The sequence below is a fragment of the Pseudomonas sp. LH21 genome (assembly GCF_036549575.1).
GTDB classification, from domain to species: domain Bacteria; phylum Pseudomonadota; class Gammaproteobacteria; order Pseudomonadales; family Pseudomonadaceae; genus Aquipseudomonas; species Aquipseudomonas peradeniyensis.
Genome location: NZ_CP144367.1, coordinates 3,635,938 through 3,656,707, shown reverse-complemented (window position 1 = coordinate 3,656,707; position 20,770 = coordinate 3,635,938). Strand labels below are relative to the sequence as shown.

The 20,770-nt window shown below is 62.9% G+C and carries 26 protein-coding genes, 2 tRNA genes and 1 pseudogene; 14 read left to right on the top strand and 15 right to left on the bottom strand.

The window, feature by feature from the left end; translation table 11 throughout:
* Positions 1-21: 21 nt before the first annotated feature.
* The gene (locus VUG52_RS16470; protein WP_046855050.1) at positions 22-201 is read right to left on the bottom strand and encodes a hypothetical protein; all 180 of its coding nucleotides are present in this window, start codon (positions 199-201) and stop codon (positions 22-24) included.
* Between the two features lie 177 nt (positions 202-378).
* On the opposite strand from VUG52_RS16470, the gene VUG52_RS16465 reads away from it, so the two are divergent.
* Positions 379-729, top strand: a complete 351-nt coding sequence (locus tag VUG52_RS16465) for a hypothetical protein (RefSeq protein ID WP_186733684.1) — start codon at positions 379-381, stop codon at positions 727-729.
* 19 nt (positions 730-748) lie between these two features.
* Here the strand turns inward: VUG52_RS16465 and VUG52_RS16460 are convergent, their stop codons facing one another.
* The gene (locus VUG52_RS16460; protein ID WP_331831780.1) at positions 749-1,783 is read right to left on the bottom strand and encodes a PAS domain-containing protein; all 1,035 of its coding nucleotides are present in this window, start codon (positions 1,781-1,783) and stop codon (positions 749-751) included.
* Between the two features lie 136 nt (positions 1,784-1,919).
* Between VUG52_RS16460 and VUG52_RS16455 the strand changes: the two genes are divergently transcribed.
* A complete protein-coding gene (locus tag VUG52_RS16455; RefSeq protein WP_050706281.1) occupies positions 1,920-2,741 on the top strand; it encodes a class I SAM-dependent methyltransferase in 822 nt (273 codons plus the stop codon).
* 126 nt (positions 2,742-2,867) lie between these two features.
* On the opposite strand, the gene VUG52_RS16450 is transcribed toward VUG52_RS16455, so the two are convergent.
* The 4 genes from VUG52_RS16450 to VUG52_RS16435 all read right to left on the bottom strand — a co-directional run bounded on the left by VUG52_RS16450 (position 2,868) and on the right by VUG52_RS16435 (position 6,013).
* Positions 2,868-3,635: an SDR family oxidoreductase gene (locus VUG52_RS16450; protein WP_046856224.1), complete on the bottom strand. Its 768-nt coding sequence runs from the start codon at positions 3,633-3,635 to the stop codon at positions 2,868-2,870.
* Positions 3,636-3,662: 27 nt separating this feature from the next.
* On the bottom strand, positions 3,663-4,730 hold the full coding sequence (locus tag VUG52_RS16445) for a phosphotransferase family protein (protein WP_050706280.1): 1,068 nt from the start codon (positions 4,728-4,730) through the stop codon (positions 3,663-3,665).
* Positions 4,731-4,927: 197 nt separating this feature from the next.
* The gene (locus VUG52_RS16440) at positions 4,928-5,245 is read right to left on the bottom strand and encodes an SCP2 sterol-binding domain-containing protein (RefSeq protein WP_050706279.1); all 318 of its coding nucleotides are present in this window, start codon (positions 5,243-5,245) and stop codon (positions 4,928-4,930) included.
* 54 nt (positions 5,246-5,299) lie between these two features.
* On the bottom strand, positions 5,300-6,013 hold the full coding sequence (locus tag VUG52_RS16435) for a histidine phosphatase family protein (RefSeq protein ID WP_050706278.1): 714 nt from the start codon (positions 6,011-6,013) through the stop codon (positions 5,300-5,302).
* A 199-nt stretch (positions 6,014-6,212) separates the two neighbouring features.
* On the opposite strand from VUG52_RS16435, the gene sohB reads away from it, so the two are divergent.
* From sohB to VUG52_RS16415, 4 genes are all read left to right on the top strand, one after another.
* Positions 6,213-7,229: a protease SohB gene (sohB, locus tag VUG52_RS16430; RefSeq protein ID WP_050706271.1), complete on the top strand. Its 1,017-nt coding sequence runs from the start codon at positions 6,213-6,215 to the stop codon at positions 7,227-7,229.
* Between the two features lie 144 nt (positions 7,230-7,373).
* A tRNA-Cys gene (locus tag VUG52_RS16425) sits at positions 7,374-7,447 on the top strand.
* A 386-nt stretch (positions 7,448-7,833) separates the two neighbouring features.
* Complete coding sequence (locus VUG52_RS16420) at positions 7,834-8,796, top strand: hypothetical protein (RefSeq protein ID WP_050706270.1); 963 nt, start codon at positions 7,834-7,836, stop codon at positions 8,794-8,796.
* A gap of 324 nt (positions 8,797-9,120) precedes the next feature.
* Complete coding sequence (locus VUG52_RS16415; protein WP_050706269.1) at positions 9,121-9,336, top strand: hypothetical protein; 216 nt, start codon at positions 9,121-9,123, stop codon at positions 9,334-9,336.
* A 68-nt stretch (positions 9,337-9,404) separates the two neighbouring features.
* Here VUG52_RS16415 and VUG52_RS16410 read toward each other — a convergent pair whose 3' ends face one another.
* On the bottom strand, positions 9,405-9,611 hold the full coding sequence (locus VUG52_RS16410) for a DUF6434 domain-containing protein (RefSeq protein ID WP_050706268.1): 207 nt from the start codon (positions 9,609-9,611) through the stop codon (positions 9,405-9,407).
* Positions 9,612-9,702: 91 nt separating this feature from the next.
* Positions 9,703-10,596 carry a LysR family transcriptional regulator gene (locus VUG52_RS16405; protein ID WP_050706267.1) on the bottom strand — a complete coding sequence of 298 codons (894 nt, stop codon included), beginning with the start codon at positions 10,594-10,596 and terminating at the stop codon, positions 9,703-9,705.
* A gap of 112 nt (positions 10,597-10,708) precedes the next feature.
* Between VUG52_RS16405 and VUG52_RS16400 the strand changes: the two genes are divergently transcribed.
* Both VUG52_RS16400 and VUG52_RS16395 read left to right on the top strand, forming a co-directional pair.
* Entirely contained in the window at positions 10,709-11,359 is a 651-nt protein-coding gene (locus VUG52_RS16400; protein ID WP_050706266.1) for a DsbA family protein, read from the top strand.
* A 47-nt stretch (positions 11,360-11,406) separates the two neighbouring features.
* Positions 11,407-11,748: pseudogene (locus VUG52_RS16395) on the top strand (nuclear transport factor 2 family protein); the annotation flags it as partial.
* Between the two features lie 55 nt (positions 11,749-11,803).
* Here the strand turns inward: VUG52_RS16395 and VUG52_RS16390 are convergent.
* Positions 11,804-12,523: an META and DUF4377 domain-containing protein gene (locus tag VUG52_RS16390; protein ID WP_256206007.1), complete on the bottom strand. Its 720-nt coding sequence runs from the start codon at positions 12,521-12,523 to the stop codon at positions 11,804-11,806.
* A gap of 484 nt (positions 12,524-13,007) precedes the next feature.
* On the opposite strand from VUG52_RS16390, the gene VUG52_RS16385 reads away from it, so the two are divergent.
* Positions 13,008-13,445: an anti-virulence regulator CigR family protein gene (locus tag VUG52_RS16385; protein ID WP_050706263.1), complete on the top strand. Its 438-nt coding sequence runs from the start codon at positions 13,008-13,010 to the stop codon at positions 13,443-13,445.
* A 296-nt stretch (positions 13,446-13,741) separates the two neighbouring features.
* Here VUG52_RS16385 and VUG52_RS16380 read toward each other — a convergent pair whose 3' ends face one another.
* Positions 13,742-14,416 carry a polysaccharide lyase family 7 protein gene (locus VUG52_RS16380; protein ID WP_331831777.1) on the bottom strand — a complete coding sequence of 225 codons (675 nt, stop codon included), beginning with the start codon at positions 14,414-14,416 and terminating at the stop codon, positions 13,742-13,744.
* A gap of 239 nt (positions 14,417-14,655) precedes the next feature.
* On the opposite strand from VUG52_RS16380, the gene VUG52_RS16375 reads away from it, so the two are divergent.
* On the top strand, positions 14,656-14,844 hold the full coding sequence (locus VUG52_RS16375; protein WP_050706261.1) for a hypothetical protein: 189 nt from the start codon (positions 14,656-14,658) through the stop codon (positions 14,842-14,844).
* 17 nt (positions 14,845-14,861) lie between these two features.
* Here the strand turns inward: VUG52_RS16375 and VUG52_RS16370 are convergent, their stop codons facing one another.
* The 3 genes from VUG52_RS16370 to VUG52_RS16360 all read right to left on the bottom strand — a co-directional run bounded on the left by VUG52_RS16370 (position 14,862) and on the right by VUG52_RS16360 (position 15,771).
* Positions 14,862-15,275: a DoxX family protein gene (locus VUG52_RS16370; protein ID WP_050706260.1), complete on the bottom strand. Its 414-nt coding sequence runs from the start codon at positions 15,273-15,275 to the stop codon at positions 14,862-14,864.
* A gap of 105 nt (positions 15,276-15,380) precedes the next feature.
* Positions 15,381-15,465, bottom strand: a tRNA-Leu gene (locus VUG52_RS16365).
* Positions 15,466-15,558: 93 nt separating this feature from the next.
* Complete coding sequence (locus VUG52_RS16360; RefSeq protein WP_050706259.1) at positions 15,559-15,771, bottom strand: hypothetical protein; 213 nt, start codon at positions 15,769-15,771, stop codon at positions 15,559-15,561.
* 102 nt (positions 15,772-15,873) lie between these two features.
* Between VUG52_RS16360 and VUG52_RS16355 the strand changes: the two genes are divergently transcribed.
* The 4 genes from VUG52_RS16355 (at position 15,874) to VUG52_RS16340 (ending at position 19,215) form a co-directional block, all read left to right on the top strand.
* The gene (locus VUG52_RS16355) at positions 15,874-16,158 is read left to right on the top strand and encodes a hypothetical protein (protein ID WP_050706258.1); all 285 of its coding nucleotides are present in this window, start codon (positions 15,874-15,876) and stop codon (positions 16,156-16,158) included.
* An 80-nt stretch (positions 16,159-16,238) separates the two neighbouring features.
* Positions 16,239-17,399: a two-component system sensor histidine kinase NtrB gene (locus VUG52_RS16350; RefSeq protein ID WP_331831776.1), complete on the top strand. Its 1,161-nt coding sequence runs from the start codon at positions 16,239-16,241 to the stop codon at positions 17,397-17,399.
* Between the two features lie 6 nt (positions 17,400-17,405).
* Positions 17,406-18,851: an ATPase domain-containing protein gene (locus VUG52_RS16345; RefSeq protein ID WP_262950075.1), complete on the top strand. Its 1,446-nt coding sequence runs from the start codon at positions 17,406-17,408 to the stop codon at positions 18,849-18,851.
* 4 nt (positions 18,852-18,855) lie between these two features.
* Positions 18,856-19,215 (top strand): response regulator, encoded by a 360-nt coding sequence (locus VUG52_RS16340; RefSeq protein WP_331831775.1) that lies wholly within the window; start codon positions 18,856-18,858, stop codon positions 19,213-19,215.
* Positions 19,216-19,291: 76 nt separating this feature from the next.
* Here the strand turns inward: VUG52_RS16340 and csrA are convergent, their stop codons facing one another.
* Positions 19,292-19,486: a carbon storage regulator CsrA gene (gene csrA / locus VUG52_RS16335; protein ID WP_023628788.1), complete on the bottom strand. Its 195-nt coding sequence runs from the start codon at positions 19,484-19,486 to the stop codon at positions 19,292-19,294.
* Positions 19,487-19,738: 252 nt separating this feature from the next.
* Positions 19,739-20,761, bottom strand: coding sequence for a DNA topoisomerase IB (locus VUG52_RS16330; protein WP_331831773.1), 1,023 nt, complete (start codon positions 20,759-20,761; stop codon positions 19,739-19,741).
* Positions 20,762-20,770 lie beyond the last annotated feature (9 nt).

The window sequence follows — 20,770 nt, the reverse complement described above, 5'->3', positions numbered from 1 at the left end:
AGTCAGGGTGTGAAAGACGCTTCAGCGGTAGTAGCGGTCACGGTACTGGCGATCGTCATCGTCACGGTCGTGGCGATGGTGATGACGGTGGCCGCGGTCACGGTCGCGCCAGCCGTCGTCATCGTCGTGGTAGTGGTTGCTGTAGCAGCCACCGAGCAGCAGCAGGGTGGCGACCATCGAAAGGCTTGCAAGGCGTTTCATCACGTTATAGGTCCTTGATCCGCAACGGTTTACGCGGTACTTCCTGTGACCTGTGGCGATCGATTTGGTTCTTTGTCGCGCAAACTTTTATCGCGACGGCGATGAGCGGCATGAGCGATTCCCCGGCCGGCCCGGCAGTGCTAGAGTCAGCTTCTTTTTTTGTCCCGAGGATGGAACATGCGAGCAATTCTGCCGATCACCGTGGCGCTGCTGCTGGCGGGCTGTGCATCGTCGACCATGGAAGCGGCGCGCAACGGCTCGCCTACCGCACGCCTGGATTCGCACAAGACGCCGGACCTGGTCGCCCAGTGCATCCAGTTCAGCTGGCAGGAAGAGAACACCTTCGGGGTCGATGCCAGCGGCTACCTGGAGGCGCGCAAGCAGGGCGGGTTCACCGTGTATACCCGGGAGGCGGAGTCGTTCGTCGATGTCTACGCCCAGGCGGGGGGCACGCGGGTGGACTATTACGCGCAGAAGAATGACGGCGTGGCGTTGCAGCGCCGGGCGGCGGCGGCCACCTGCCTGTAATGCCGAGCGGGTCGACTACTTAGTCTGGTTGTGCCGTGCGCTCGGCAGTGATGTCCTCGAACACGCTGATCAGGTGCTCCGGCTGCCCGTCGGCGCGCCGTTCCAGCGAGGTGCGAGCCCGCACCCAGATATAGTGCCCGTCCTTGTGGCGCACGCGTTTCTGCACCTCGTAACGCTCGATCTCGCCGGCCAGCATGCGCTGCAGCAACGCCAGGTTGCCTGGCAGGTCGTCGGGGTGGGTGAGCTGCTGGAAGGTCGTGCCGTACAGTTCGTCCTCGCGGTAGCCCAGCAGCTCGCAGAAGCTGCCGTTGACCCGCTGCCAGCTGCCATCCGGGTCGATGTAGGCCAGCGCGCCCCAGGCCAGTTCGAAGATGGTGCGAAAACGCGCCTCGCTCTGGCGCAGCTCTTCTTCGGCCACCTTGCGCTCGGTGTTGTCCATGCTGATGCCGACCATCTTCACCGGGCGCCCGACGCTGTCACGCAGCACTGTGGCGCGCGAGGCGATCCAGCGCTGGCCGCCATCGGGGCGGGTGATGCGAAAATCGCATTCGCAGCCGGTGCCATCGGCCACCGCCTGGGCATACATGCCCTGCATGTGGCGGGCGTCATCGGCGTGAATGTGTTCCCAGAAGTCCTCGTTGCGGCGCAGCGGCCAGCCATAGACCGCCTCGACGTTGGGCGAGTAGGTCACTTCGTCGGTGACCAGGTTCCATTCCCAGGTGACGATGCGCGCGCCTTCCTGGGCCAGCTTCATGCGCGTCTCGCTTTCCATGATCTCGGCGGTGTAGCGGCGGCGCACGTCGGTCATCGGCAGCTCGACCACCTCGGCCTGCTGCACGCTGTGCAGGGCCTCCTCGCCGTAGCGCAGCCAGATCCAGTTGACCTTGAGCAGGTCGGCCAGGCGGCGCAGGTTGTCGTAGTCGATCTCGCCGCCGCGGGTCCACTTGTGCACCGCCGTGCGCGAGATCCCCAGCGCCGTGCCCACGGCCTGCAGGGTCAGCTTGTGGTGTTCGAGCAGTTCCTTGAGGCGAAAGGCGAAGCTGTTTTCGGTCATGGGCGCTGGATCCTTGGGCGGGCACGAAGCGGGCAGTATACCCGAGCCGTCAACTTCTGGTTGACGGGGTGGTTGCCGGGTTTGTCGGGGCCGGTTAACGTGGCGCCTGACTCACTCAGGACAGGGAAGCACCGTAATGAGCCGATCACTGGAACTCAACCGCGCCAGCTGGGACGAGCGCGCACCCCTGCACGCCGCCTCCGGGGACTACGAGGTCGAGCGCTTCATCGCCGAGCCCGGGCACCTGTCCGAGGTGGTGCGCTTCGACCTGCCGCGCCTGGGCGATATCCACGGCCTGCGCGCGGTGCACCTGCAATGCCATATCGGCACCGACACCCTGTCGCTGGCGCGACTGGGCGCCGAGGTCTGCGGCCTGGATTTCTCCGCGGCGTCCCTGGCCCAGGCACGCCAGCTGGCCGAGCGCTGTGGCGCGGGCATCGCCTATGTCGAATCGGACGTCTATCAGGCCGCGCAGGTATTGCCTGTGGGGGCTTTCGACCTGGTCTACACCGGCATCGGCGCGCTGTGCTGGCTGCCGAGCATCGAGCGCTGGGCGCAGACCGTGGCGGCGTTGCTCAAGCCGGGCGGGCGGCTGTTCCTGCGCGACGGCCACCCGATGCTGATGGCCGTGAACGAGGACCATCAGGACCGCCTGCAACTGGAGTACCCGTATTTCGAGCGCGAGGCACCGACGGTGTGGCACAGCGACGAGACGTATGTCGAAACCGACCGGGCACTGACCCAGACCGAAACCCATGAGTGGAACCATGGCCTGGGTGAGGTGATCACCGCGCTGCTGAACAACGGCCTGCGCATCACCGGCCTGGAGGAGCACCAGAGCATCCCCTGGGAAGCGCTGCCGGGGCAGATGACGCTGGGCGATGACGGCGAGTGGCGCCTGAACGAGGCGCCGTGGCGGTTGCCGCTGAGCTATACACTGCAGGCGGTCAAGGGGTAGAGGTCGAGAATTGCGTGTACGCGAGTCGTGGGAGCGGGCTTGCCCCGCGATAAGGGCCGCCATTGCAATCGCGGGGCAAGCCCGCTCCCACGAACCCCGCACCATTTCAGCCAGGGGCCAGCGTCCTCAGGACAGGAACCCACCATCGACATTGAGTGCGGTGCCGGTGGTATAGCTGGAGGCATCGCTGGCCAGGTACAGCACCGCGCCGGCCATCTCGCTCGGGTCGGCCACGCGCTTGAGCGGGATCTGCTGCAGCGCGGCGTTGCGGATGCTGTCGTTCTTCACCAGCGCCGAGGCGAACTTGGTGTCGGTCAGCCCCGGCAGCAGGGCGTTGCAGCGGATGCCGAACTGCGCGCACTCCTTGGCGAAGACCTTGGTCATGTTGATCACCGCCGCCTTGGTCACCGAGTAGATGCCCTGGAACAGCCCGGGCGAGACGCCATTGATCGAGGCCACGTTGATGATGCTGCCGCCGCCGTGCTCGCGCATCAGCTTGCCGGCTTCCACCGACATGAAGAAGTAGCCGCGGATATTGACGTCGACGGTCTTCTGGAATGCGCCCAGGTCGGTGTCCAGGACGTTGCAGAACTGCGGGTTGGTGGCGGCGTTGTTGACCAGGATGTCGAGGCGGCCGAACTGCTCGCGGATGCCGGCGAACACCTGCTGGATCTGCTCCATCTCGCCGATGTGGCAGGCCACCGCGGTGGCCTTGCCGCCGGCGGCGACGATCGCCTCGGCCACCTGCTGGCAACCGTCGAGCTTGCGGCTGGAGACGATCACATGGGCACCCTGCTGGGCCAGCAGGTGGGCGATGGCTTCGCCGATGCCGCGGCTGGCGCCGGAAACGAAGGCGATCTTGCCGTCGAGGTCGAACAGGTGGGTCTTGGACATGCGCGTATTCCTTGTTGTCTGCCGGGATTACAGGCTGGATTTGCCGATCAGTTGCAGGCTCATCTGCTCCAGCAGCCGGTTCATGTGGATGAACTGGGCGAAGCGCTTGTCCTGGGTCTGGCCGTGGAAGAAGCGGTAGTAGATCTGCTGGACGATGCCGGCCAGGCGGAACAGGCCGTAGCAATAGTAGAAGTCGAAGTTGTCGATGCGGATGCCGGCGCGCTCGGCGTAGTAGTCGACGAACTGCTGGCGAGTGAGCATGCCCGGGGCATTGCTCGGCTGGCGGCGCATCAGTTGCACCGGCGCCGGGTCGCCGGCCTCGATCCAGTAGGCCAGGCTGTTGCCCAGGTCCATCAGCGGGTCGCCGATGGTGGCCATCTCCCAGTCCAGCACGCCGATGATGCGCATCGGGTTGGCGCTGTCGAGGATGACGTTGTCGAAGCGGTAGTCGTTGTGCACGATGCCCGGGCGCGGGTGGTCGGCGGGCATCTTCTCGCGCAGCCAGGCGATCACCTGCTCCCAGCGCGGCGCGTCGGGCGTCAGGGCTTCTTCGTAGCGGCTGGCCCAGCCTTCGATCTGGCGCTGCACATAGCCTTCCGGCTTGCCCAGGTCGGCCAGGCCACAGGCGTGGTAGTCCACCTGGTGCAGCTCGACCAGGCGGTCGATGAAGCTCTTGCACAGGGCTTCGGTGCGGCCGGCGTCCAGGTCCAGTTCGGCGGGGATGTCCGAGCGCAGGATGATGCCGTTGACCCGTTCCATCACATAGAACTCGCCGCCGATCAGCGACTCGTCGGTGCAGTGCACGTAGGCCTTGGGGCAATAGGGGAAGCCGGCGTTGAGCTGGTTGAGGATGCGGAACTCACGGCCCATGTCGTGGGCCGACTTGGCCTTGTGGCCGAACGGCGGGCGGCGCAGCACGAACTCCCGGTCCGGGTAGCTGACCAGGTAGGTCAGGTTGGAGGCGCCGCCGGGGAACTGGCTGATGCTCGGTGTGCCCGCGAGACCGGGAATGTGATCCTTGAGGTACGGATCGATGACGGCCGCGTCGAGTTCTTCGCCGGGGCGTACCTGGGTGGACTGGTCGGTGAGCGTCATGCGATTTCCTTATGATCGGTAGCAAGGACTATTGGCTAATCTAATTTCCTGTCAAAGCTGGTACAAGCGTGCCAGACGTTTATTGGCCTGGGTGTTGCCGGGCGATCAATGGCCCTGATGGGCGGGCCTTGCGGCAGGCGAAAAAAAACCGAAGCACATGCGGCTTCGGTTTTTTCATTGGCGATTCGCCGCGCCGATCAGGCCGGGAACAGCTCGCTGAGCTTCATCGACAGCATCATGTCGCCTTCGACGCGCAGCTTGCCGCTCATGAAGGCCTGCATGCCGTCGGTGTCACCGCTGACGATGCCCTTGAGGGTGTCGCTGTCCAGTACCAGGGTGCAGTTGGCGTCGGCGTTCTCGCCTTCCTGGATCTCGCAGGTGCCATCCTTGACCAGCAGGGCGTAGTGCTTGTCTTCGTCGGTGATGTTGAAGCCGAACACCAGGTCCAGGCCGGCGGCAGCGGATGGGTTGAATTTTGCCTTCATCGCCTCGACGGCTTTAGCTACATCGCTCATGGTGTATTCCTTGTTAAGTGATTTTCGCGTCCGCAAGGACACAACAGACCGGGCTCATCGGTAGGTGACGAGCTCCGGCAACCGCAACAGCCGCACATGGGCTTGGCTGTTGAAGGAAGCCAGGGTGACGTCGCGGCCACGGAACTTCAGGTGGCTGAGCGACGTGTTGATGATCTGCCAGTTCAGGGTGAACGCCTGAGCCGGCGTGATTCCGCTTACCAGGTGCAGCAGGGCGGCGATGGTGCCGCCGGAGGTGAACAGGGCGATGTTGTCGCCACTGGCCGCGCTGTCGAGCAGGCGCCGCAGGCCATCGCCGACCCGGCCGGTGAAGGCCTGCCAGGTTTCCAGGTGTTCGTCGTGGGCATGTTCGCCGTCGTGCCAGCGCTGCACCATCAGGGCGAACAGGCGCTGGAACTCGCCGCGGTGCTGGGCGCCGTTGCGCAGCACATGCAGGGCCTCGGGCTCTTCGGGCAGCAGGGCCGGGAGCAGGGCGCGGATCACGCCGTCGGCGTCGAACTCGTTGAAGGCCGCGTCGGTCTCTATGGTCGGGACTGCCTCGCCATGGGCCTGCAGCGCGTCCAGGGCCAGGCGGGCGGTGTCCTGCTGGCGACGCAGGGTGCCGGCCACGCAACGGTCCAGGCGCAGGCCCAGCTGGGCGAGGTGCTCGCCCAGTGCCTGGCTCTGACGCTCGCCCACCGGCGAGAGGACGTCGTAGTCAGCGGCACCGAAGGAGGCTTGGCCATGTCGGATCAGGTAGAGATTGCCCACGTTGAAGTCCGGCCCGGTTGGAGGTTGCTGCGAGGTTAGGTTGCCCCAGGCGGGCTGTCAACGAAAAAACATACAAGCGTTTGAAAAGGTCGTTTGAACTGTGTTGCCAGCATTTTCACCGGCTGGCAGCGGCTCTGGCGCCCCGGTATGCTTGCATCCAGTTCGCGCCCTTGCGGCGCTGGTTTATCAAGGAGTCAATGTGGAGTTTCTTGCCGAATACGCAAGCTTTCTCGCCAAAACCGCCACCCTGGTGATCGCCATCCTGGTGGTGCTGTCGGCCATCGCCGGCCTGCGTGGCAAAGGGCGGCGCAAGCCGGGTGGGCAGTTGCAGGTTACCCGTCTCAACGAGTTCTACAAGGAACTGCGCGAGCGCCTGGAATCGGGCCTGCTCGACAAGGCCCAGCTCAAGGCCCTGCGCAAGCAGCAGGCCAAGGCGGAAAAACAGCAGAAGAAAAAGCCCGAGGACAAGCGCCGGGTGTTCGTCCTCGACTTCGACGGCGACATCAAGGCCTCGGCCACCGAGAGCCTGCGCAACGAGATCACCGCGCTGCTGACCCTGGCCACCCCGCGTGACGAGGTGGTGTTGCGCCTGGAGAGCGGCGGTGGCCTGGTGCACAGCTATGGCCTGGCGGCTTCGCAGCTGGCGCGCATCCGCGAGGCCGGCATCCCGCTGACCATCTGCATCGACAAGGTTGCCGCCAGCGGCGGCTACATGATGGCCTGCATCGGCGAGAAAATCGTCAGTGCGCCGTTCGCGGTGCTGGGCTCGATCGGCGTGGTGGCGCAGATGCCCAACGTCAACCGCCTGCTGAAAAAGCACGACATCGATTTCGAAGTGCTGACTGCCGGCGAATACAAACGCACCCTGACCGTGTTCGGCGAGAACACCGACAAGGGCCGGGAGAAGTTCCAGGAAGACCTGGACATCACTCACCAGCTGTTCAAGGACTTCGTCGCCCGCTATCGCCCGCAGCTTCATATAGACGAGGTGGCGACCGGCGAAGTCTGGCTGGGCATCGCCGCGCTCAATCGCCAGCTGGTCGACGAACTGGGCACCAGCGACGAGTACCTGAGCCGCAGTGCCCGCGAGGCCAATGTGTTCCACCTGCGATTCGCCGAGCGCAAGAGCCTGCAGGAGCGTATCGGCGTTGCCGCCAGCGGGGCGGTGGAGAACACCCTGGTCGGCTTGTGGAGCAAACTCGGGCGTCTGCGCTAACACCTTGAACCCCTTGAAGATTTTTTTCTTCAAGGGGGTTGCAAGGTGCATCGAATGCCGACATAATGGCGTCCATCGAAACGCAGCTGACTTGAAAAAGCCCAGCGGTTTCAAGGAGATAGCGAAAGCTGACTCCGACTTTGAGGCCGAGTAGCAAAGTGGTTATGCTCCGGATTGCAAATCCGTCTACGCCGGTTCGATTCCGACCTCGGCCTCCACCATTCGAAAGCCCCGCAATCATTTTGGTTGCGGGGCTTTTTTCATGTCTGCGGATTGTCCCGGGACGTCCTATTTGGGACAAATCTGGGACATCGAAGGAAATTTCGCGTCCCACAAGCCGGGCATCACCGGAGCATGTCGATCAGCGAGTCCACTCAAGTGCGGTGGATGCGCCGAAGTTCGCTGAACAAAAACCCAGAATACTGGTTGAATATACAGTACTTATGTGGCATAGTTACCTACATCAGCGACAAGTCTGAGGTTGGTGAAACCTCATCACCCCTGATCTTCGCCAGAGGACCTCGAGTCTCGAACCATCGCCCATGAGCGCCATACGCCCAATACAGAGGCCTGAACTTAAATCAGCTCAGTAACGGAGTTTAAAATGGATAACGCAAACTCGGCGTCTCAAACCTTGCAAGATCTTTGGACTCAAGTAGACCCGGTGGAGAACACCGGCATGCTTAGGCGCGTGGTTTTTGCGCAAGGCAAGTTTTATGCGGCTGGTGGCAACGGTCTTCCCACAACCACTCAGGTTGTCACTGGAGACGCAACTGGTACAGCGTGGACCAAGCTTAAGGGCGCCGTCACCTCTGATAGCGGAAAGGTCCTCAACGAGCTGTACTGGAACGGTCTTGGGACAACGCTTCAAGGCCTTTCTCAATCCGGCAATGTGGTCCACGGCAGCATTGCACGCCCTTTAAATGCTTGGACAGACCTTACGGCAGCTGCTCGCGCGTATGTAGACTTGCATGGCATTGTGTATTATCAGCCAATTTACGGCGACATCGCGACCTGGATACTGGTTGGGTCTAACGGTAAAGTCTTTTCCCGTTATGAGGATTGGTCAGGCACGGTGGAGCGCACTACGACCTTCACTTCTAGCGAGACTGTGCACTGCGTCAACGTCATTGGCGTTTTTGTGTTGATTGCGGGATCGAATGGGAAGCTGCTTAGCGCTGTGAAGATGCCAACGGGTAATCCGCAATCATTCGCGACCAGAACCAGCACCTTCGGCACTAGCACCATCCTTTCCATGAAGCTTTGCAACGGGAAAATGTTTATCGTTGGTGCGGATGGCAAGATGGCATATTCATCCGATGGGCTTACCTGGACTGCTGTTGAAGATACCAGTTTCGGTGGAACCATCATCCGCGACATTGCTTACGGTAATGGCAAGTATGTAGCTGTCGGCGACGGCGGCAAAACAGCCGTTTCCGAGGATGGGATCGGCTGGGTTCAGCAAGCCAACACTTTCGCAGGAACCGATATCCGGAGCGTCGCCTACGGCAACGGCAATTTTGTAGCTGTTGGTGCAGCCGGCAAGATTGCTTACTGGACTCCATGATCTTCTATCTCCTTGCGTAATAGAGCCCAGCCGTCGCGCTGGGCTTTTTCATTTCTGATTCAGGCTCGCCACAGCCAGGGTGGCCCTTCGGGGGATGCTTGGACGCGCGGCGAGACTGGTTCAGTTGGGTGCCAGCGCTGCAAGCCCATTGGCGGACAGGCTGGAAGATTGGCAAAACCCCGCAGATCTGGGGCTGCGGTTTTTTAATGCCTGCGAATTGTTCGTCGCCCCGCCATCTGGGGCAATCTTGGGCCACGAAGGAAAGTGTGTGACCACCGGTAAATTCGCTGTGATCCTCTACGGGTTATTCAAGGATGAAACGCAATGAAAAAGCTCAAAGAACTGGACGCAGCCGCCACCCGTTACCTGAGCAGGTACTCCCGCAAGCAGTTTTTCTCGATTTTCGTTGTGATTACGGCGATCAACTATTGCTGCGCCTACAACGTGGAGGGATACAAATCGATCTGGCTGGCAATGATCGGCGGCTGGTTCTTCGGTATGACCTTCGCACCGTTCCACGCTAAAAAAGGCCAATCCTGAAGGCGGCTACCGGGTAGCATCCAGGGTGGGAGCAAGGGCGGCCAGCGTGGGACAGCAAGCGGCCTGGATCAGCCGCGTCTGCGTAGCCACTCATCCGCAACTTCCCCCATGGTGGCAGGCGCTGCGCTCTTGATCCAGGCCATGAAAGCGCGGTCGAACTTGAAGGTCTCGCCACATTCACCGACCAGGAACCGCCGGACCTTCTGCGTGTTCCGGTAGTGCCGGTCCAGCGGGGTGGCGCGGGTGATCGGTCCAGCATGCCAGTCGAAGCTCATCTCCATTCCCTTGGATGGCTGTGATCCCAGGAGCGTAGCATTGTCGGCGGCTGCGTGGGCGTGCCCTGACCTGACGGTCTGTGCCATCTAATCAAGCCAGGTGGCTTGCCAGAAGCTCGATGAATGCCCGCACCTTGACCGGTCGAAAGCGAGCCGTCGGGAAGACCGCATGGATCTCGCCTCGAGGCAGCGACCACTGCGGCAGCACCTCGATCAGCCGGCCTGCCTGCAGGTCAGGTTCCGCCACATAGTCCGGAAGGACCGATAGCCCGGCCCCGAGCAGCGTGGCTTCGCGTACCGCCAAGGTGGCGTTGAGCGACAGGCTGGCTCTCATCTCCACTGTTTCGCGTTGCGAGGCACCCTTGGCAAATAGCCAACGGGTCGGTTCTCGCAGCGCCAGGTTCGCCACGATCGGTAGCTCGGCCAGATCCGCCGGGGCCTGCAGTTTGTCCACTCGCGCTTGCCACTGAGGGCCGGCCACCAACCGTTGCGCAAACTCGCCGATTCGCCGGGCCTGCAGATGTTGCTCGGTAATCCAGCCAACGCGAATGGAAAGGTCCAGATCGTTGGCGCCCAGATCCAGGGTCTGGTCGCTGAAGTGTGCCTCGACCTTGCACTGCGGATATCGCTGCGAGAATGCGGTGATGGCCGGTACCACGACACCGATGCCGTAATCGAAGGGGGCGGTCAGGCGTAGGGTGCCCGTCGGCTCGCTGGCGGCTTCGGACAGTTCCTCGAAAGCCTCTTCAGCCTCTTTGAGGATCAGGGCGCAGCGGTGGTAGAACTGTTGGCCCGCCTCGGTGGTGCGGACTTTTCGCGTGCTTCGTACCAGCAGTGTGGTGCGACAGTCGCTTTCCAGTCGCGCCACCTGTTGGCTGACCACGGCCTTGGTGATGCCGAGGCGCTCTGCTGCTGCGGTGAAGGAGCCGGTTTCGACCACCGCGGTGAAGTACGCAAGCCTGTTCAGGCTGGAAGCGCCGGTCATTGATACACTCTTTAATGTCTGTATTTAACATACAGTGTGTTTATTTTGTATGCGTTTAAATGTCAATACATGCACTATAAGATTCGAGGCATTCCATTCAAGGCGTTTCACCATGAACAAGACCCTGGTTTACCTCTACGATCCACTGTGCGGCTGGTGCTACGGTGCAGGGGGACCTTTGCCCCAGGTTCTCGAATCCACGGGCCTTGTGTTGCGCCTGATACCGACGGGGCTGTTTTCCGGCAGCGGTGCTCGCGCCATGGATGATGACTTTGCGGCGTACGCCTGGAGCAACGACCAGCGTATCGAGCGCCTGACCGGGCAAACCTTCACTGAACGCTACCGCGACCAGGTACTCGCCGACCGTGTTCAGGCGTTCGACAGTGGTCCGTCTACCCTGGCGCTCAGCGCAGTGAACCTGACTTCGCCTGAGCACGAGTTCGAAGCGCTCAAGGCGATTCAGGCGGCGCGCTATGTTGATGGCCTGGATGTAACCCGGTTGGAGACGTTGACAGCAGTGCTGGCGAACCTGGGCTTGAATGCCGCCGCCGAGCGGCTGACGCGCCCGGATTCGGCCTTGCTGCAGGCCAACGACGATCGTGTGGGGCAGGGGCGTGCCTTGCTGGGTCGCGTGGGCGGCCGAGGCGTGCCGACATTCGTTCTGCAACAAGCGGACGACGCCATGCAGTTGTTACCTGCCAGCGCTATCTTTTCAGATCCTCAGGCCTTCATTCGCGAGCTGAAGGTGGGGGTAAAACCATGAGCAAGAGCAACCTGGACATCATCCGAGCCTAGTACGAAGGCTCAGCCGAACAGAATGGCCGGAATCTGCTGGCGGCGCTGGCTGCGGACGTGATCTGGACCGAGGCGGCCGGCTTCCCTTATGCCGGTACCTATGTCGGCCCGCAGGCGATCATGGAGGGTGTGTTCCATCGCCTGGCCAGCGAATGGGATGGCTACCAGGCCAAGGTGCATACCTATGTGGCCGAGGACGACAGGGTTGCCGCCTTTGGCGTCTACTCGGGCACCTATCGCAAGACCGGGAAGGCGATGACCGCAACCTTTGCCCACCTGTACCGGCTGGACAGCGGCAAGATCGTCAGCATGGAGCAATACGTCGACAGTGCGCAGGTCAACGCGGCGCTTACCTGAGCCGCCGTCGGTTCCAGGCACAGGCCGCTGCAGGGCGGCCTGTGCCGACTGGCAATTACTTGCCCGAAGCGTCCTGCTCGACCACCAAGTCCAGCACATAGACCTGCGACGGGGCGTCGGCCGGCGGGTTCTTCCATTCGTATTGCTTCACGCGCAGCACGGTGCGCACGCCGTCACGGTGCTCGAAGCCCTCGATGGACTGGTACAGCGGGTGCCAGCTGTCCTGGGTCGCCAGCTGCAGGCCGGCGTCGTCATAGCGACGCTCGCGCACTTGCAGGCACTGGTAGTTGGGGATCAGCGGGTGGCTGCACTTGACGGTCTTGGCGGCCACTTCCAGGAACTTGATCTCGCCCTTGCTGCCATAGCGGGTTTCCGGGGTGGCTTCACCCTGGAACTTCAGCACCGAGCCGTCCTGGGTGGTCAGTTGCAGCACTGGCTCCCCGGCATCGTCGGAGAGGGTGGTGCGCAGGTCGCCCTTGAACAGGCGCCCGACCTGGGCGTCCAGTTCCATCAGGGGCTTGTCGCAGGCCTTCATGGTCGAGGCCAGTGATTGCACCTTCAGTACGCCGTCCTGGTAGGAATAGCCGCCGAACTGGTTGTTGCAGCCGCCGCTGATGTTCAGGTTGCGTTCGGCGAAGTTCAACCGCAGTTTGCCTTCGATGCCTGGGGCCATGGCGGTGATGGGCTTGCCCGACGCGTCGTTGGCCGCTACCAGGTTCCAGTAGTAGGCCGAGAGTTTGGGCTGGGTTGCGCTGGATGCGGCAGTGGCAGGCATGGAAGGCGTCCCTTCATGGGAGGTGGAAGCCGGGGCACATGCCTGGAGCAGGGCGGCGCAGACGGCAACGAGGAGAATGTTCTGTTTCATGGTTCGCTCTTTCAGCCTTGAAAAATGGGGGCGGCATCCTCGACAGTCGGGATGCGCGCGCCGGTAGACCGGGATATCGAGGCCGTTTCAGGATCGCTTCGCGACGTGGACCTTGCCACGTCTGTGAGCGTTATCGGATGGCCTCGGCAGTAACCGATGGCAATGGGACAGCATCGATCCCATTGAGTTTCATCGACGGGGTGGCCGGCAAGTGTTGCCAGATTTTGCAGGGCAGCCCGCGCCTCCAGACCTGCGGACCTTTGCAGGGATATCCACTCATTATCGCGGCCTGTGGTGCCGATAGGCCTGATTGCTCAAGCAGGGTCATGGCGAAGCCCATGTCATTGTCATGGGCTAGGATTGCACAGACCCCAATCCTCAGAGGCAAGCAGCAATGAGCAAACGCCGCACAGTCATTGCCACACTGACATCCATCGCACTGGCACTGGCGCCCTGCATATCTTTCGCCGACCCGGGTAATGGCAAGGGGCACGGCAAGGGGCAATCCCAGCAGAACCATGGCAACCAAGGGGCGGGCAAGCACGATGGCGGTCACGGTGGTCCCGTGATCGACCGTGGCGATGTGCTCGGTATCCTGGGTGGGCACCGCGATTACTGGAGCCCGGGGCCTGCATTGCCTCCCGGCATCCAGAAGAACCTGGCGCGTGGCAAGCCATTGCCCCCAGGCATCGCCAAGAAGCTCGATGGCCGGTTGCTGGGCCAGCTGCCGCGTTATGACGGTTATGAATGGATGCAGGCGGGTGTCGACCTGATTCTGGTGGCAGTCGCCACGGGGGTGATATACGAAGTACTCAACGGCGCTTTCGACTAGCGCGCAGGCAAAGAAAAGGCCCGCTGGGGAGGGCGGGCCAAGTGTTTCACGGATGAGTCATTACCTTGGCACGGCTGAGGTGAAAAAGTTGTCAATTGGCACGCTCTGATTTGTACGGAAAACACAAAAAAGAAAACCCGCCAAAAAGGCGGGTTGAACAGAACGTATCGAAGCCAGGTCAGTCTGCCTGGGTGTTTGTCAGAATTTCGTGAAGGCCACCCGGGTAATCGTGCAGTAAACGTTACTGAGTTTTTCATAAGTCCGGCGAACGTTTCCCGGCAACGGCTCCCGAACCTCTAACGGTGCAGCAGTTCCAGCTGGCTGATCACGCAGACAGACGCATCCGTGGACGGGGTGTCATCGCTGAAGTCCACCTGGTTGTACACGCCGCCATGGAAGTTGAAGGTGTGGTCCTTCCAGCCCGAGGTCATTTGCAGCAGGCCGGAGTCGCCGCTGCGGCCGTTGCAGGCAGTGGTTACCGTCGCGACCCTGGCCGCAGTGACTTCGAGGGTGATGTCGAAGGGCGTGCCCAGGGGCACATCGACGAGGAGGGTGCTGTTGGCCGGCGTCGCCTGGTTGAAGTCCTGGCGAAAGCCGAGGGTGATCTTGCCCTTGTTCCAGAACACCTTGATCGCCGGGCTGTCGTCGCCCTTCACATGCAGCTGCGCGATCACCACCTTCTGTGCCGAGTTGACCTGCTCCAGCAGCATGCGCTGGTGGCAGAAATGTCGGCTGGCGCTGCTCATGGCCCAATAAGTGGCCTCCTTCCACTCGCAGCGGGTTCGGTGGGTACTCTTGCTCGATGCACCCTTGGTGGGCGCGGTCATGCGCACTGCGCCACTGCTCAGGCGGCTCACAACCTGGGGCAGGCTGGCGAGGGCCTGGGCGCCGGTGACCTCCAGGGCCACAGGGTCGGTAGCGGATTTGGGCACCGGGGTAGTAATGATCAGCTGGTCGATGTTCACGGCCATGGGAAAGCTCCTTGATGAAAAAGATCCTGCACCCATGCGAGCGCTGAAATGGCGGGCGGTTCACTGGTGCGCGGGAGGGCCGGGCAAAAAAAGCCCGCCAGGGCGGCGGGCAAAGTGCGTTTTTGAAGGGAGAGCCTGCACCCTGCGCCTTGTCGGTTAAGGCGGGGTTAAGCGCCGCGAGGATTGACCGCCCGCGCCGATGCGCCTATACAGGCGTGCCGTTGTTACCGGAGCCTGCGATGCACGACGAAGACGATCTGCCCGAACCCGAGCACGACCACCTGCTCGACCCCGAATTCCACGAAGACTTCGACCCCGAGGCGGACGCCTACGGGGCGCTGGATGAAGTCGAGGAGGACGAAGAGTCGCTCGACGACTTCGATGATGAGGACGACCATCCAGCCTGGCACGACGACTGCGACGATTGAAATCGCCGCAGTCGCGTTCAGCGACGGTCGAGGGAGAAGCGCCCGGCGCCGGTGATGGCCAATAGCAGCAAGCCGCCGACAATGGCGAGGTTTTTCAGGAACTGGGTCATGTTGGCGCTGCGCTCGGGCTCGACCATGTTCCAGAACGGGTGCCCGAGCAGCGCGGTGCCCAGCACGAACAGGGCAAACAGCAGGGCCAGCGGGCGGGTGTAGAAGCCCAGGATCAGCAGGATGCCGACCAGCAGCTCCATGATCACGGCGACGGCCGCCGCCAGCATGGGCGCCGGCGCGCCGAGGGAGGTCATGTAGCCGACCGTGCCTTCGAAACCGCTCAGCTTGCTCCAGCCGGAGAGCACGAACAGGATCATCAGCAGGATGCGGGCGAGCAGCAGGATGACGTCGCGTTGACCGTCGAGCAGGCTATAGCGCATGGCGGCGCTCCAGTGGACAGTGACAGGTTCCACTCTAGCAGCTGCGCGGCGGTTTTCCGGCGGGCATGAAAAAGGCGCCGCAAGGGCGCCTTGATCGACAGAGGATGGTGCGAGTGGCGGGACTCGAACCCGCAAGGCTCACGCCGACAGATTTTAAGTCTGCTGTGTATACCAATTCCACCACACTCGCACGATTGACCGGCATGCTACATAGCAGCAGGGCCAAGGCAATCAGGCGCGCTTTATAACCCATTGTTATAGAAGCGTCAACCGGCCCCAGGGTTCAGGGTTCGATGCTGCGGGCGATGTCGCGCATCTCGCAGGCCGAGTGGCGCAGGTCATCGACATGCCCGTCCATGGCCTGTGCATCAGCCTGGTGGATCGAGTGGCGCAGGAACCGGGCATGGCCATCCAGGGCCTGGCACAGTTCGTCGAGTTCGCCGGCACTGCGCACCAGGTCGTCCTGCAACCCTTGCATGCGAAGGTTCGAAGTCATGGCGCGTCCTTATGGGGTCGGGGCGGGGCCACTATAGGTCAATTGACAGGATGCCGCCATTACGCCACTGTTCAGACATTGGATCCAACTGGTCGTGTCGCCATGTCATCGCGTTCCCCCGACCCAGAGGCAGTCCGGCGTGTACGGCCGAAGTTGTTCTGGCGTCTGCTGTTCCTGCTTGTCTGCCTGCTGGCGGCATTCCTGTACGCCGGTTTCATGAGCCTGGGCGGCTACCTGCTGATGCTCGGGCTCGATCAGGAACACCCGGAACCACAGCGCTTGCTGGCATTGGGCGGCGGGGCGTCGATCTTGTTGCTGGGGCTGTGGTTGCTGAAGGTGGCGATGCCGCGCCGGCTGGTGCCGACGGTGGTGGAGCGCGAGCACTGACGATCGTCGCCTGAAGGACGGTGTAGACGGGACTTTTGACTACGCTCAATATGTCCTTTCGCGGTGCTTGTGGAGCTTGCATGGTGTCGACAGACCGCCCCACCCATTCGGTGATGCCCGAGGCGCGCTACGAGCAGTTGGTCCAGGCAGTGGTGGACTATGCCATCTACATGCTCGATCCGACCGGCCATGTGGTGTCGTGGAACGCGGGTGCGCAGCGGATCAAGGGTTATCGCGCCGACGAGGTGATCGGTCGGCATTTCTCGTTGTTTTTTACTGACCAGGACCGTGCCGAAGGCCGTCCGCAACAGTTGCTGAACCAGGCCTTGGAAGAGGGCAAGGTGCAGGACGAGGGCTGGCGCGTGCGCAAGGACGGTACGCAGTTCTGGGCGCTGGCGGCGCTGGATGTCATTCGTGACGAACATGGCGAGGTCATCGGCCTGGCCAAGGTCACCCGCGACATCACCGACCGCCGCGAATCCGCCCTGCAACTGGACGCCATGCGCGCGCAGCTGTTCCAGGCGCAGAAGCTCGAGGCCCTGGGGCAACTGACCGGTGGCCTGGCCCATGACTTCAACAACCTGCTGACGATCATCCTCAGTTCCGCCCGGCTGGCCTGTGGCAGCCACGATCCGGCACGGGTGCGGCGCCTGCTCGAGCATATTCTCGACGCCGGCCAGCGCGGCACCCAACTGACCCAGCAACTGCTCAGTTTTGCCCGGCATCGGCAACTGAACGTCACCCGCATCGCCCCGGCCCAGGTGATCGACACCACCCGCGGGCTGGCGGAGCACGCGCTGCCCAGGGACATCGAACTGCTGCCGCAGGTGCAGCCGGACCTGCCATTGATCGAGGTGGACGCCGGTCAGTTGCAGATGGTCCTGCTCAACCTGGTGTTCAACGCCCGCGACGCCATCGCGGCGACCGGGCAGATCCACCTGGCGGTCGAAAGCGTTCGCCTGGCCGGCGAGGTGGAGGGGCTGCACGGGCACTTCGTGCGCTTCGATGTGCGTGATGACGGGCAGGGCATCGACCCCCAGGTGCTGCCGCGCATCTTCGAGCCGTTCTTCACCACCAAGGCTTTCGGCAAGGGCACGGGCCTTGGGCTGAGTCAGGCCTATGGTTTCGCCCGCCAGAGTGAGGGCGCGATCAGCGTCTCCAGCCGCCCCGGCGAAGGCACCTGCATGAGCCTGTACCTACCTGCCCGAACGGGCACCGATACCCCAGCGAGCGACGGATAGACGACCATGGTAGAGCAACTCAAGCGGCTGGCCACCGGCATCGAAGGGCTCGATGCACTGCTCAAGGGCGGGCTGGTGGTCGGCGCCTCCTACATCGTCCAGGGGCATCCGGGCTCGGGCAAGACCATCCTCGCCAACCAGCTGGCCTGCAACCATGTGCGCGACGGTGGCCGGGTGCTGGTGGCGACCCTGCTCAGCGAGTCCCATGAGCGTCTGTTCCAGTACCTGTCGACGCTGACCTTCTTCGACCCGGCGCTGGTCGGCGACAGCATCCAGTTCGTCAGCGCCTTTGACACCCTCGAGCAGGATGGCCTGGACGCGGTGGTCAGGCTGTTACGCCAGGAGATCGCCCGGCAGCAGGCCACCTTGCTGGTCGTCGATGGCCTGCTCAACGCCCGCTCGCGGGCGGAAACCAGCCTGGACACCAAGAAGTTCGTCTCCGAGCTGCAGGGGCATGCGGCGTTCGCCGGTTGCACGGTGTTGCTGCTGACCAGTGCCCGGCTGGAGGAGGGCAGCCCCGAGCACACCATGGTCGATGGCGTGATCGAACTGGGCGAGCACCTGGTCGGCAGTACCGCAGTACGGCATGTCCAGCTGCGCAAGACTCGCGGCAGCAGCGCGCTGTCCGGGCGCCACGAATGCCAGATCGACGAGTCGGGGTTGCAGGTCTATCCACGCCTCGAGGCGCTCTATAGCCGGCCCAGCCAGCAGGATGCGCAAATCCTGGAGCGGGTCGCCACCGGGGTCGTTGACCTGGACGGCATGCTTGGTGGCGGGCTGGCCGAAGCCTCGGTGAGCCTGCTGATGGGGCCATCCGGCGTGGGCAAGACGGCATTGGGCATCGCCTTTCTCGCCGCTTCGACGAAGGCCGCGCCAGGCCTGCATTTCGGTTTCTACGAGACGCCGGCACGGTTGCGCTTGAAGGCGGCCGCGCTGGGCTACGATCTGTCGGCATTGGAGCGCGAGGGGGCGGTGCAACTGAGCTGGCAGCCGACCACCGAGGGCCTGTTGGACCAGCTCGGCGCCCGTCTGCTGGCGCAGGTCGAGGCATTGGGCGCGCGGCGCGTGGTGATCGACAGCCTGGGCGCTTTTGGCCGCCTGGCGCTGGAGCCCGCCCGCCTGAACGCGTTCTTCCGCGCGCTGACCGGCGAATTGCGCGCCCGCGGCGTCACGGTGCTGCTGACCTGGGAGATGCGCGATATCTTCGGCTCGGAAATCACCGCACCGGCGCCGGACCTGTCGAGCATCGTCGACAACCTGATCCTCATGCGCTTCGCCGAGCTCGATGCACAACTGCACCGTGCCCTGTCGATCATCAAGGTACGCGACAGCGACCATGATCCGGCCCTGCAGGCGTTGAACCTGGGGCCCAAGGGCATCAGCCTGGCGCGGGCGTTCGATGGCGCCAGCGGCGTGCTCAGCGGCTCGGCGACAACGCCAGGAGACCGCTGATGGGATGAACAGCATCCTGATCGTCGACGACGAGTACCTGATCGCCGATATCCTCGGCTTTGCCCTGGAGGATGAGGGCTACCTGGTGGAAAAGGCCAGCAATGGGCGCAAGGCCCTGGAGGCCTTGAGAGAAAAGCGCGTGGACCTGGTGATCACCGACTACATGATGCCGGTGCTCAATGGCGAGGAATTGCTGAACGCGATTCGTGACGAACTGCAAATGGCGGAATTGCCGGTGATTCTCATGAGCGGCGCCCAGGCCAACGATTTTCGGGCCTGCCCAAAAAAGTTTGCGGCGGTGTTCGACAAACCCTTCGACATGGACCGGATGATCGCCACGGTGCGCGAACTGCTCGGCACCTGAGGTTCGGGAGAGGCTCCCCGCATGGGCGGGCAATCGATCAGGCGCATCCGTGCGGCATGATGCGGTTGGCTTGGGGTTACTCGTCGTTGCTCTTCTCCGGTGCCGGGCTGCCGGCCTGGATCCGTTTGTAGATCTCTTCACGGTGCACCTGGACATCCTTCGGCGCATCGATACCAATCCTCACCTGCATCCCCTTGACGCCCAGAATGGTGACTTTGATGTCGTCGTCGATGACGATGCTTTCGCCAACCTTGCGTGTGAGTATCAGCATGTAGTTCTCCTTGGTGATGTAGAAAACCGCCGAGCCTGATGGTCTGCGGTGGGAGCCTGTCCCTCTTCCTTCTCATTAAAGACGCTTTCGGCGGATAGTAATTCCCCGACAGACAAATTCTGTTATCGATCTTTAGTTGCAGGTGCCAGTGGGGGTGCTACGCATTCCACTGGCCAAGGTGCTCGGTGGCAAGGATAGGGTGCTTGGCGCCATATGGGAAATTTCTCTGCTCGATGAACTAAATAGTGGGGCTCAATGATCGTTTTGGCGCTCAATGGCCTGGAGGAAGCGCAGCAGTGACACTTCCTCGAGTTCCAGGCCCTTGCGCGCCCGTGCGCGGGGCAGGTTCGCCAGGCGTCCGAGCTGGAAGTGTTCGAGGACTGCCGGATGGATGTAGCAGCGCCGGCACACCGCCGGCGTGTTGCCCAGGCGCGCGGCCACCTGGCGGACGGTCTCGGCGACCTGGCGCCGGGCTTCGCTGTCGGGTTCCCAGGCCAGTGGCCGCAGCAGGCTCAGGGCCAGGCTGCTGCCGGCCCAGGTGCGGTAGTCCTTGGCGGTGAAATCGGCGCCGGTCAGTTGTTGGAGGAACTGGTTGACCTCGGTCGAGCCGATGCCATGGCGCTGGCCCTGGTCGTCCAGATACTGGAACAAGGCCTGGCCGGGCAGCTCCATGCAGCGCTTGACCAGCCCGGCCAGGCGCCGATCGGTCAGGGTGACGTTGTGCTCGACACCGCGCTTGCCACGGAACTGGAAGCGGATTTGGCTGCCCTTGACCTGGACATGGCGGGTATTGAGCGTGGTCAGCCCATAAGAGCGATTGTCGCGCAGGTACTGGCGGTTGCCGATGCGGATCAGCGTGCTGTCGAGCAGGCTGATCACCAGCGCCATGACCTTCTCCCTGCCCAGCCCCGGGCAGGCCAGGTGCGCATCCAGTTGCTTGCGCAGCTTCGGCAGCGCTTCGGCGAAGGCCAGCATGCGCCCGTACTTGTGCTGGTCGCGCAGCTCGCGCCATTGCGCGTGGTAGCGGTACTGCTTGCGCCCCCGGGCATCCCGCCCGGTGGCCTGCAAGTGTCCCTGCGGGTCGGCGCAGATCCATACATCGGTGTATGCCGGCGGGATCACCAGGGCGGCGATGCGCGCCAGGGTGTCGGCATCGCGGACCCGCTGGTTGCCGGCGTCGAAATACTGAAAACCATCGCGCCAGCGCCGCCGGGTCAGGCCGGGCTGGCTGTCATCGACGTAGTGCAGGGCGGCAGGCAGCGGGCAGTCGGGCATGGGTGCGGT